Origin of the sequence: Gemella haemolysans, from assembly GCF_012273215.1 — a bacterium.
In the GTDB taxonomy this organism is placed as follows: Bacteria; Bacillota; Bacilli; order Staphylococcales; family Gemellaceae; genus Gemella; species Gemella haemolysans_A.
The window spans coordinates 860822-873577 of sequence record NZ_CP050965.1 but is presented as its reverse complement, the minus strand read 5'-3'; the positions used below and the strand labels follow the sequence as shown (position 1 = coordinate 873577).

Here is a 12756-nt window from a genome sequence, read left to right as displayed (position 1 = left end):
TATGGCTAAAATATTAGTAGTAGGAAGCGGCGGTAGAGAGCACGCTATCGCTTATAAATTCCACAAAGAGGGGCATGAAGTACATATGGCAGGAATTAATCCTGCAGTTGAACAATTTGGAGTATGTGTAGCATTAACAGAAGACCAAATACCAAGCTACGCAAAAACAAACAATATTGATCTTGTTTTCGTTGGACCTGAAGTGCCATTAGTTAATGGATTAGTAGATGAATTACAAAAAGTAGGTGTCCGCGCCTTTGGACCATCTAAGCTTGCAGCACAACTAGAAGGAAGTAAAGTATTTTCAAAAATGATGATGAGAAAATATAATATTCCAACAGCAAAATATGAAAGTTTTAACGATTATGAACAAGCAAAAGAGTACTTAAGTAAGCAAAAAGCACCGATTGTTCTTAAAGCAGATGGCTTAGCTGCAGGGAAAGGTGTAATTATAGCGAATACTTTAGAAGAAGCACAAATTGAACTTAAGGAAATGATGTGTAATGCTAAGTTCAATAAGGCTGGTTCTAGCGTTGTTATTGAAGAATTTCTTCAAGGTGAAGAATTTTCGCTAATGTGTTTTGTTTCTGATAAAAAAGTATATCCGATGAAAATTGCTCAAGATCATAAACGTGCATTTGATAATGATGAAGGATTAAACACAGGTGGAATGGGAGCATACCTTCCGCTTAAGAAAATTACTCAAGATGACATTGATGAAGGGGTTAGAAATGTTGTTCAACCGATGGTTGATGCTATGAGTGATGAGGGAATGCCATTTTATGGAATATTATATGCAGGTCTTATGAAGTGTCATGATGGCGTAAAAACTATAGAATTTAATGTTCGTTTTGGAGATCCAGAGAGTGAAATTTTACTGCTGTCTTTAGAAAGTAGTTTATATGAAATTGCTAATAATATTATTGATGGGAAAGAAGTGAAATTAACTTGGTCTGAGGATGCGTTTATAGGGGTTGTAATGGCAGCGAAAGGATATCCAGAACATAGTAAAAAAGGGGCTGTAATACATGGCTTGGATAAAGTGTCTACACCAGTATTCCATATGGGAACTAAGCGAGTAGGTGATGATATAGTGATTAATGGTGGACGTGTATTATTAGTATGTGCGCAAGGAAAGAGCTTGCAAGAAGCATATAAAAAAGTGTATAATGAGATAGTAAAAATAGAATGTGAAGAACTATTTTACAGAAAAGACATCGGTCACTTGTCTTTATAATATTTTTAGATAGATCGATTGAAATAAAAAAACATCAGGAGATTATTGCAATGATTGAAAGATATAGTAGAGAAGAAATGCGTAATATCTTTAGCGATGAGAATCGTTTTAAAGCATATTTAGAAGTAGAACTTTATGCGACAGAAGCTTGGAGTACATTAGGGGTTGTACCAAAAGAAGATGTTGAAAAATTATTCGCTAATGCAAAATTTGACCTACCAGGAATTTTAGAATTAGAAAAAGAAACAAAGCATGATATAGTAGCATTCACTCGTAACGTTTCTAGTTATCTAGGCGATGAGAAAAAATGGGTGCACTACGGATTAACATCTACTGATGTTGTTGACACTGCTTATGGATATTTATATAAACAAGCTAATGATATACTTTACAGAGATTTACTAAACTTCCAAGAAGTATTAAAAGAAAAAGCATTACAATATAAATTTACACCTTGTATCGGACGTACTCACGGAGTACATGCTGATATTAGTAGCTTTGGATTAAAATTCGCTCTTTATTATGATGAATTTAACCGTCATATTAAACGTTTCAATGAAGTTAGAAAAATTATCGAAGTAGGGAAAATCTCTGGAGCTGTAGGTACATTTTCAAATACACCACCAGAAGTTCAAGACTATGTTTGTGCAAAATTAGGAATTGAATCAAGTAATATTTCAACGCAAACACTTCAACGTGATAGACATGCAGATTACTATGCAACTTTAGCATTAATCGCAAGTTCAATCGAAAAAATTGGGGTGGAAATTCGTCACTTACAACGTACAGAAGTAAGAGAAGCAGAAGAGTTCTTCTCGAAAAATCAAAAAGGTTCAAGTGCAATGCCTCATAAACGTAATCCAATCTCAAGTGAAAACATGGCAGGATGTGCTAGAATTATGCGTGGATATATGTTTGCAGCATACGAAAATATTCCGTTATGGCATGAACGTGATATTTCTCACTCAAGTGCAGAGAGAATTTTAAGTAATGATGCTACAACGTTATTAGACTACATGTTAAATAGATTTACTAATGTTGTGAAAAATCTAACAGTATTTACTGATAACATGATTAAAAATATTTATGCAACTAACGGTGTAATTTTCGCTCAAAGAACTATGAGTAATCTTATTGAAAAATACTCATTCTCACGTGAAGAAGCTTATGATTTAGTACAACCACTAGCGATGAAATCATGGTTCGAAGGTATTCCATTTAGAGAACTTCTTGAAGAAAATGAAACTATTAAAAATACAGTTTCTAAAGAAGTGTTAGATAGTTGTTTCGATCTAAATGTACATTTAGTAAATATCGATAAAATCTATAAACGTATTCCAGGATTGGAAGATTAAAATAAAAAATACAAAGCGAAAAGAAAAGAGGTAGATTAAATGAAGTCAGACTTTCAAATTTCAAACGAATGTGAAAAGAAACATATTGCTGAAGTAGCAGGAAAATTAGGGATAAAAGAAGAAGATTTAATATTATACGGAAATCACAAAGCGAAAATCCAAACAAAAAATATCAAAAAAGATATTAGTGAAGATGCAAAACTAGTACTAGTTACATCTATAAACCCGACATCAAGTGGAGAAGGGAAAAGTACTGTAACTATCGGTTTATCTGATGGATTAAACAGAATCGGGAAAAAATCTTGTGTTGCACTCCGTGAGCCATCTTTAGGTCCTGTATTAGGAAGAAAAGGTGGGGCAGCTGGTGGAGGATATGCACAAGTTGTACCAATGGAAGATATTAATCTTCACTTTACAGGAGATATGCACGCTATTACTACAGCTCACAATGCAATCGCAGTATTAGTAAATAACCACGTATTTCAAGGTAACGAATTAGAGATTGATAGAATTGTCTTTAACCGTGTTATGGATATGAATGCACGTGATTTACGTAATATTAAAGTTAATGCTGGGACTGATTTAGAACGTCTAGATGGTTTTGATATTACTGTAGCTAGTGAAATCATGGCAATCTTATGTTTATCAGAAGGACTAGGAGATCTTAAAGAAAAATTAAGTAATATTCTTGTTGCTTACAACAAAAAAGGTGAACCAGTTTACCTAAAAGATTTGAAAATTGAAGGTGTTATAACTTCATTATTAAAAGATGCAATTAAACCGAATATTGTTCAAACATTAGAGAACAATCCAGCGATTATTCACGGTGGACCATTCGCAAACATTGCACACGGGTGTAACTCAATCTTAGCTACAAAAACAGCATTAAAATTCGCTGACTACGTAATTACAGAAGCAGGATTTGGAGCTGATTTAGGAGCTGAGAAATTCTTAAACATTAAATGTCGTAAGTCAGGTTTAAGACCAAAAGCTGCAGTAGTTGTTGCAACTATTAAAGCATTAAAACTACACGGTGATATTGAAGAAAAAGATCTAAAAGAAGAAAATTTAGAAGCATTAGCTAAAGGTGTTCAAAACTTAGAAAAACATATCGAAAACTTACGTAAATTTAATTTACCAATAGTAGTAGCTCTAAATGTATTCGTTACTGATACAGAAAAAGAACTAGCGTTCTTAGAAAACTGGGCTAAAGAACAAGGCGTAGAATTCTCTCGTACAGAAGTATGGGAAAAAGGTGGTCTTGGTGGAATAGACCTAGCTGAAAAAGTAGTAAAAGCTGTAGAAGGAAATGACAAAGAACTACAATTATTGTACAAAGACGAAGCTTCAATCACTGAAAAAATTGAAACAGTATGTCGTGAGATTTACGGAGCAGATGGAGTTAACTTCTCAGATGAAGTAAAATCTGAAATCGAAAGAATCGAAAGTCTTGGATTCAAGCATTTACCAGTATGTATGGCGAAAACTCCAGCTTCATTAACAGATAATGCAAAAATCAAAGGGCGTCCTACAGGATTTAACATTACTATTAACGATGTTAAATTAAGAAGTGGTGCAGGATTCGTAGTAGCATATGCGAATAAAGTACTAACAATGCCAGGACTTCCAAAAATGCCAAGTGCATTAAATATCGATATTGATGAAGAAACAGAAACAATCATTGGGATTTTCTAGTAGTATATTCCTAAAAAAGTAAAGAGTTAGACTTGTCTAGCTCTTTACTTTTTTAAGGAAAAATATAGTGTATTAAAGAATTTTTATACATGTAACTAATGTAAATACAAAAATAAAAAATAACTATAGACTTATTTATTATTTTGGTTATAATATACTTGAGAAAGTATATATTGAGTTATTTTATGTTTATATTAATGGGGATTTCCATTAATATTTATAGAGGAATTAAGACAGGAGGAAATATAAATGATAAGAAACGAGAAAACATATGGTTTTTTCAGAAAAACTAAAAAGTATGGTTTAATTGGATGTATAAGTTTTTGTGGAATTTTAGTATATGGACTAACTGATAACAACCAAATAGTAAATAAGGAGGCACAAGCCGCAGTTGTTAAAGGTGGAGCTGATATTGTGGATGCAGATGTTCACAATAAAGAGACTAGCGGTGTGGCTATGACCTATACTAGTTTTGATAGCAATGGATCAAAACAGGTTGCTTCAGGTAGTGGAGTATTTGTCGCACCGAATGTTATGGTGACAGTTGCTCATAATTATTTAGATAAAGACAAAGCTTCTGGATCGGGTTATGTTCGTGGAGGTAATAGTGCCCAAAGCTATGTTGTTATGAACTCTGATACGGAAAAACGTAACAATACACCAGCGAATGGAACTATTGATATCATACCAAAAGGAAATATTCATTACTATAATCAGAAAGAATTTGCTAAATCTTATGAAAATGATTTAGCAGCTGTAGTTACAGAACGACCTGTAGAGGCGATGACAAATGGTGAAGATAAACCACGTGAACTTGGTGTTGCTAGTCAAGGTGATAATATTACTTTGATAGGTTATCCGAATGATTTCTCTTCGAAAAGATTGTCAGAAGCAACGAAAGCAAGATTAAAAGATGGAAAAATGTATAAAATCTCAGGGATACTATCAAGCCTAAATACAACTACTGGTGACGGTACTTATAATACGAGTGCTTTAGGTGGATTTTCAGGAGGGCCAATCTTTAATGATAAAGGTGAAGTTGTAGGTATTCATCAACACGGTACAAATACGGACGCAGGAACTGACGCCGAGCAGCATGGAGGAGGTTTATTTTTCACTGATAAACATAGATCTTGGATAAACAAGATAATAGAAGAACATGGTATTAAAGGTTGGTTTGTTAATGGGAATGATAAATATTATTATGATAACAACCATAGGGCGTTAGTTAGTACAGAGCGAGAAATAGATGGTGCTAGATACTCATTTGATAGTAATGGACGTGGAAGATTACTATCAGGTACAGAGAAAGGAAAAGTAGTACTTAGAATTAAGAATGAAGCTGGAGAAAAACTAGTAGAAAGAGTTGTCGCGCAAGGTAACGTAGGTTCTGCGGTTAATTATGACTTTAAACAAGACAAGGAAAATAAAGATTTATTTGGTAAAAATCCTAACGCCACAATTGTGTCTATAGATGGAGAGGCGATTAATAAGAAATTTAATGAAAATTGGTCTAAAGACTTTGTAAGTAAACTATCATTAGGAAATACATATATTGATGCTATCATTAAAGGAGACAACTTCGTTAGAACACAACCTGGCCAAGTTGATACATCTGGTGATGTTACGCTTCCTAAACCGAGTGAAGAGGTGAAGAATGCACCGAACGGATTGCGTAATTTCAATGCAACAGCGATTATAGTAACTCCTGATGGCACAGGATCGGGTACATTAATTGAAAAAGATTTATTACTTACAGTTGCTCATAACTTCTTGAAGTTTGAGAACGGTAAGGTGACGGAAAAAGCTACTGGTAATAATGATAAAAAATATTATGCAGTACTTCCAAATGGGAAAAAGGTATTCTTTACAGACTCTGATATTCATTATTGGAAAAAAGATGATTCAGTTGTTGGATTTACGCATGATCTTGCTTTAGTTAAGTTTAAAGAAGTTGTGGATAATGTTACCCCTGCTGCTGTAAAAGAAGATGTATCTGTTGTAAATAGCGGTGATAAAGTGTCAGTTTATGGTTTTCCTGATGGTAAATTAAAGCCAGTTATCGACACTAAAGTTACCGATGTAGTAGATCGAGGTGCTGGATTAACTGGAATTGGATATACGGGTACTAAACCAGGTGCATCAGGTGGTGGACTTTATAATGATAAAGGTGAAATTATCGGAGTGCATCAAAATGGTGTCGTTGGGGAAAGAAGTGGTGGATTAGTCTTTTCTAAAGAACAACTCGATTGGGTAAAATCTTATATTGATGGTAATCCGAAAGCCCCTGTATATAGAGAAGAAAAAAATGTAGACTACGGCGATGTTGCTGAATTTGAATTGAAGGATTTAAAAGATGATTCTAAATTAAAACAATGGTTCAGTGATAGAATAAAAAAAATAGGAACTGAAGATAAAATAAGATTATCTGTTGATGGAAATATATTATTTGAGAAAAAAATAGATACCGCTACTAAAGAAGATTTTGAGATAAAAACAGGATTATATAAAATTGAATCATTAGTTGAGAAAGAAGAAAAAATTCCTTTTGATACAAAATATGTAGCAGACAAAGAACTAAACAAAGGCGAAAGGTCTGTAATTAAAAAAGGTATTGAAGGAACACTTAAAACGACTTACATCAAGGATGAAGATGGAGAGTTAATAAAAGAAAAAGAAACTAAAGAACCAGCTGTTGATGAGGTAGTTAAAGTAGGGGTTAAACCAATAGAAAATACAAAGGAAATTCTGTCAAATACAAAATATATAGCAGATAAAGAAAAAGCAAGAGGACTACCTAACAAGCGCATAGAAGGTTCTAATGGTTATGAAAAAGAAGTTACAAAATATACACTTAATAAAAAAGATGGAACAATAAGTGAAACTGTAGAGAAAACAGAAAAGAAAGCAACTGATACAATAATAAAAGTTCCGGCGAAAGATAAAGTAGAAATAATAGAAATCCCAAGTCCAATAAGATACGAAAAAGATAGTACGAGAGAAAAAGGCCAAAATAATATTACTGTTTTTGGAGAAAAAGGGATGAGAAAAGTAACGACAACGTACGAAGTAAATCCGAAAACAGGAGAAGTAACAGAGCGAATAGGAACGCCAGAGATAAAAGAAGCAACAGAGACAGTAGTGAAAGTTCCAGCGAAGGATAAAGTAGAAGTAACAGAGATCCCAAGTCCAATAAGATATGAAAAAGATAGTACGAGAGAAAAAGGCCAAAATAATATTACTGTTTTTGGAGAAAAAGGAACAAGAAAAGTAACGACAACGTACGAAGTAAATCCAAAAACAGGAGAAATAACAGAGCGAACAGGAACGCCAGAGGTGAAAGCCGCAACAGAAACAGTAGTTAAAGTTGCCGCGAAAGATAAAGTAGAAGTAACAGAAATCCCAAGTTCAGCAAGATACGAAAAAGATAGTACGAGAGAAAAAGGCCAAAGTAATATTACTGTTCTTGGAGAAAAAGGAACAAGAAAAGTAACAACAACGTACGAAGTAAATCCGAAAACAGGCGAAGTAACTGAGCGAACAGGAATGCCAGAGATAAAAGAAGCAACAGAAACAGTAGTGAAAGTTCCAGCGAAGGATAAAGTAGAAGTAGTTCAACGAGAAAATGGGAAGAAGGTAAAAGTAACGACTGTATATACGGTTGATGAAAAAACAGGAAACATAATTCAAACAGAAAGAGAAGAAGAAATCTCTAGTGAGGATTTAACATCTAAATCAGATGAAAAAGCCCCAACTGTAGAAGAATTAAAACCGTTCGAAGGTGGAGTGAATCCTGCAGAATTAGTAGTGACAGAAGAATTAAAACCATTCGAAGGCGGAGTAAACTCAGAAATAGCATCGGTTAAAGAAGAATTACCTGAACTAAAAGTAGCACTTTTAAGAGATGAAGAAGGAAATGTCTTAGATGTTTTAGCGAATTCTGAAAAACCAAAAGAGCTAAAAGGCTATAAATATACAGGAAAAGAAGAAGTAGATGGCGAAGGAAATAAAATCTACATTTATGAGAAAGATAAATCAGGTGTTATAACATCTAAATCAGATGAAAAAGCCCCAACTGTAGAAGAATTAAAACCATTCGAAGGCGGAGTGAATCCCGCAGAATCAGTAGTGACAGAAGAAACTATACCGTTCGAAGCTGGAGTAAATTCAGAAACAGCAACAGTAAAAGAACAATTACCTGAACTAAAAGTAGCTCTTTTAAAAGACGAAAAAGGTAATATTTTAGATGTTTTAGCAATTTCTGAAAAGCCAAAAGAGCTAAAAGGCTATAAATATACAGGAAAAAAAGAAGTAGATGGCGAAGGGAATAAAATCTACATTTATCAAAAAGTTGAATTAGAGAATTTTGATAACAAAAAACAAGAAACTGTTGATGTTTATCAATCTCAAAATACTGAAAGTCAAAATGAGACTACTGCGTCTAAGAAAGCACAAGTCCAAAAACTACCTAATACTGGAGAAACACCTGTAGAAAGTGGAGTATTAGGTGGAATGTTACTTGTCGCAACAACGATGTTATCTAAACGAAAACTAAAAAAATAATATAATAACATAAAGAGGTCGATCCAAAAGGCCTAAATTTTAATAAAGAGTATATGAAAACTCATAGACGCAGTGGTTTATTGATATCTAAAATCGCTTTTAAAACGCTTTTTAGATATCTAATAAACTTGCGGGGGTGACTCGACAAAATCTTGTTTCTTCGAAATCACGATTTTTGAGTCACTCCCAAACTATAAAAGTTTTTAATGAAAACGCATAATAGTGAACAAAGTGTGAAAATGATCTATATCGTCCGATAATTTTGAGTTTTTTATAAAAAATGGTTGTAAACGTCTGTATTTGTGATATAATAATTAATGGAAAAAATATTTGCTTTCAGGAGGCGTAACTAATGTCAATAATCGTAGTAGTAGGTTCACAATGGGGAGATGAAGGTAAAGGTAAAATTACCGACTTTTTAGCAGAACGCGCTGATGTAATTGCTCGTTATCAAGGGGGTAACAACGCAGGACATACTATTAAGTTTGATGGAAAAACTTACAAACTTCAATTAATCCCATCTGGAATTTTTAATGAAGAAAAACTTTCAATTATCGGAAATGGTCTAGTAGTAGATCCTAAATGGATTTGCAGTGAAATCGATAGATTAAAAGAAAGTGGAGTTACTTGTAAGGGATTAAGAATCTCTAATAGAGCACATGTAGTATTACCGTATCACTTAAAACTAGATGAGGTTGAAGAAGCTCGTCGTGGAGAAAATAAAATTGGTACTACTAAAAAGGGAATAGGACCATGTTATGTAGATAAATACAAACGTTGTGGTATTCGTATCGCTGATTTACTAGATGCTGATCTATTCAAGAAAAAATTAGAACAAAATCTGAAAGAAAAAAATGAACTATTCGAAAAAATCTATGAAACTGAAGGATTCACAGTAGAAGAAATCTTCAATGAATACTTCGAATATGGAAAACAATTAGCTCAATATGTTACAGACACTTCTAAAGTATTAGAAGATGCACAAAATGAAAATAAAAATATTTTATTCGAAGGTGCGCAAGGTGTAATGCTAGACATCGACCACGGAACATACCCGTATGTTACTTCATCTAACCCATCTGCAGGTGGAATCACAGTAGGTAATGGATTCGTACCAACAAATGGACTTAAAGTATTAGGTATTTCAAAAGCTTATACTTCTCGTGTAGGGGATGGACCATTCCCAACAGAATTATTCGATGAAATCGGAGATACAATTCGTGAAGTTGGTCATGAATACGGAACAGTTACTAAACGTCCACGTCGTATTGGATGGTTTGATACAGTAGTAATGCGTCATTCAGCTCGTGTATCTGGAATGACTAATCTGTCAGTAAACTGCTTAGACGTTCTTACAGGACTTAAAGAAATTAAAATTTGTACAGCATACGACTATAAAGGTGAAATCTTAACTGAATACCCAGCTAATGAAAACATCATTAAAGATTGTAAACCAATCTATGAAACATTACCAGGATTTGATGAAGATATCACAGGTGTAACATCACTTAATGAGCTTCCAGAAAATGCAAGAAAATATTTAGAAAAAATCGAAGAATTAGTAGGGGTTAAAATCTCTGTATTCTCTACAGGGCCAGACAGAACTCAAACACACCTATTAGAAGATTTATGGAATTAGTATAAAGATTAATATAAGAATTAAACCTCGAGGTATAGAGTGTTATGCCTTGAGGTTTATTTTTAAGAAAAATTATTCTAAGCAAAAATAATTATGTGACGAAAATGTCACGTCGTTAAATGTTTAAATAGAAAAAAAGAGTTAACACTAAGGTGTGAGACAATTTTGTCACGATTTCAAAATAAGAATTAATTTAATGATAGAATATAGAAGAAATCACTATTATAATAGTATTTACTTTCATCTATTTTAGATAAATATAGTAATAAATTTTAGCTAGTATTAAATTTAGGAGATGAAGAATGAACGATAATAAAATGCATGGACGAGTTTTTAAAAAAACTAAGAGAGGAAAGAGGGTATAAATTAAAAGATGTAGCAGGTGATGTGATATCTACAAGAACATTAATGCGTTTTGAAGCTGATGAAACTAGTATTTCTATTTCTATTTTTGAAAAATTATTAGACAATTTGAATATTAATTATCTAGATTATTTTACTTTTTATTTAGATAATACAGACTTCGATACTACTGAATTTGCTAATAAATTACAGAAACTGTTGCAATGAGGTTCTTCATCAAAGTTAGTAAATGAATGTAAAAAAGAGTTAAAGAAAAAAGATATAGATTTTAGTAAGAGATTAACTATATTGATTTATTTAAATAATATTCTATGGGATAAGGATAAAGAATTATTTGAAGAGAATAGAAGATTAATAAAGGATAGAATTGATTCATTGGATAAATTGGGATCTGATGAAATTTACGGACTGTTTATTTTAATATATTCGTCTTCAAAAGGTGATTATTCAGTAGAATATATTGAAAGGGTTATTGAAGATTGCTTTAAAAATATCCCAGTAAGAAATTATTTGAGTAAATATATGAGTGCTGCATATTGTGATTTGTTAAAAGTAGCGCTATCGTTCTTAGTAAGAGCTGGTTACTATGAATTAGCTGAGAAAAGATGCAAAGAGACGCTTAAGCTATTTAATGAAAATCCGTTGTTAATAAATAGAGCTGCCTTTTCTAAGGAAGTCGTTGCAATAATGGCTACGTTATATTTAAGGCAAAATAAGGAAGAAGGTGTTATTTTAGCGAATAAAATTCTGAAATATGAAGATATTGTTGCTGAGATTACTGGTGATTCTTATTACAGACAGGTAAGGGATGTAACTTATGAAGCTTATTGTAAAGTTAATAATACAGGTATTGATATAGAATTTTAACAATAGATGTATTTATAGAATAATATATTTTAAAGAAACTAATTTGCTACATAGTGACTTAGTTTCTTTTTCACATGTTCAGTTTTAGACAACGCTAAAAAAGATTAAGCGACTAAAAAAGCAGAATATGATGCTGTAGTGATGCCTTATGGTAAAAATGTAAAATATAAAATTGCATTAGATCTACGTTTCGTAGATAAATTCAAAGAATACATGGATTATACTCTAAACTGGAAACAAGAAGGTATAACTATGGATGAAATGTTCGCTAAACGTAAGGAGTTGCGTAAAGAATTAAAATCTATAGAAAAAGAAATTAACCACAAATTCCTTTACGACAGATATAGCCATGAAGATGATTACGAAATCAATCTTAAAAATATGTCTGAAGAAGAAAGACTTAAAATGTCACAATATGGTATTTACTTATTAAATCAAATCCGTAGTCAATTCGGACTTGAACCATTAAAAGTAAACAAAAATTCAATGCAATTAGCAAAAGAAATCACAGAAACTGTAATGAGAGATAACCACTCTAACCTAAATGCAGGTCACTACATCAAAGGTATCTCTGAAGTTGCAGCAAAACATGGTTTAATTAGAGACGCTAACTACTATGAAAACCTTTATAATGCAGGTTCAACAACATTCAGTGACCACAAAATGTCACGAAACGCTCTATATGAACATGTTTATAACTCAGTAACGTTATTCTTTTATGAAGGAACTATTTCAGGTGGTTATGGTCATGCTGAATCATTATATAGAGCGAAAACACCAATGGGACTTGCTGTAGCTCACTTCGAAAACGTAGGGGATGATTACAATATCAACAGACTACCAAAAGAATTTATTGAAAAAATAAACAGTATATTGAATACGATGAATTTGGAAACATTCTAAAATTCAAGCCTATACCACTTGATTTTCTTGAAGAATATTATAAATTACTACTTAAGTTACCAAACCGAGGTATAATTAAAATTTCTTATGTTAAATTTGAAGAAAATGCGGCAATTCCAGGTAGAAGCGAAGGT

At 32.7% G+C, this 12756-nt stretch carries 8 protein-coding genes; all 8 read left to right on the top strand.

The features are described from left to right. Position 1: 1 nt before the first annotated feature. The 8 genes from purD to FOC48_RS04130 all read left to right on the top strand — a co-directional run bounded on the left by purD (position 2) and on the right by FOC48_RS04130 (position 12622). Complete coding sequence (gene purD / locus FOC48_RS04165) at positions 2-1237, top strand: phosphoribosylamine--glycine ligase (protein WP_035466859.1); 1236 nt, start codon at positions 2-4, stop codon at positions 1235-1237. A 50-nt stretch (positions 1238-1287) separates the two neighbouring features. Beyond that, a complete protein-coding gene (purB, locus tag FOC48_RS04160; RefSeq protein ID WP_003145935.1) occupies positions 1288-2592 on the top strand; it encodes an adenylosuccinate lyase in 1305 nt (434 codons plus the stop codon). Between the two features lie 39 nt (positions 2593-2631). Further along, on the top strand, positions 2632-4287 hold the full coding sequence (locus tag FOC48_RS04155; RefSeq protein ID WP_003145938.1) for a formate--tetrahydrofolate ligase: 1656 nt from the start codon (positions 2632-2634) through the stop codon (positions 4285-4287). A 249-nt stretch (positions 4288-4536) separates the two neighbouring features. Then, positions 4537-8850: a trypsin-like peptidase domain-containing protein gene (locus tag FOC48_RS04150; RefSeq protein WP_003145939.1), complete on the top strand. Its 4314-nt coding sequence runs from the start codon at positions 4537-4539 to the stop codon at positions 8848-8850. Between the two features lie 352 nt (positions 8851-9202). After that, entirely contained in the window at positions 9203-10489 is a 1287-nt protein-coding gene (locus tag FOC48_RS04145; protein WP_003145941.1) for an adenylosuccinate synthase, read from the top strand. A 321-nt stretch (positions 10490-10810) separates the two neighbouring features. Continuing rightward, entirely contained in the window at positions 10811-11059 is a 249-nt protein-coding gene (locus tag FOC48_RS04140; protein ID WP_003145944.1) for a helix-turn-helix domain-containing protein, read from the top strand. Between the two features lie 81 nt (positions 11060-11140). After that, the gene (locus FOC48_RS04135; protein WP_003145946.1) at positions 11141-11719 is read left to right on the top strand and encodes a hypothetical protein; all 579 of its coding nucleotides are present in this window, start codon (positions 11141-11143) and stop codon (positions 11717-11719) included. Between the two features lie 141 nt (positions 11720-11860). Next, on the top strand, positions 11861-12622 hold the full coding sequence (locus FOC48_RS04130; protein WP_003145948.1) for an SEC10/PgrA surface exclusion domain-containing protein: 762 nt from the start codon (positions 11861-11863) through the stop codon (positions 12620-12622). Positions 12623-12756: the final 134 nt, after the last annotated feature.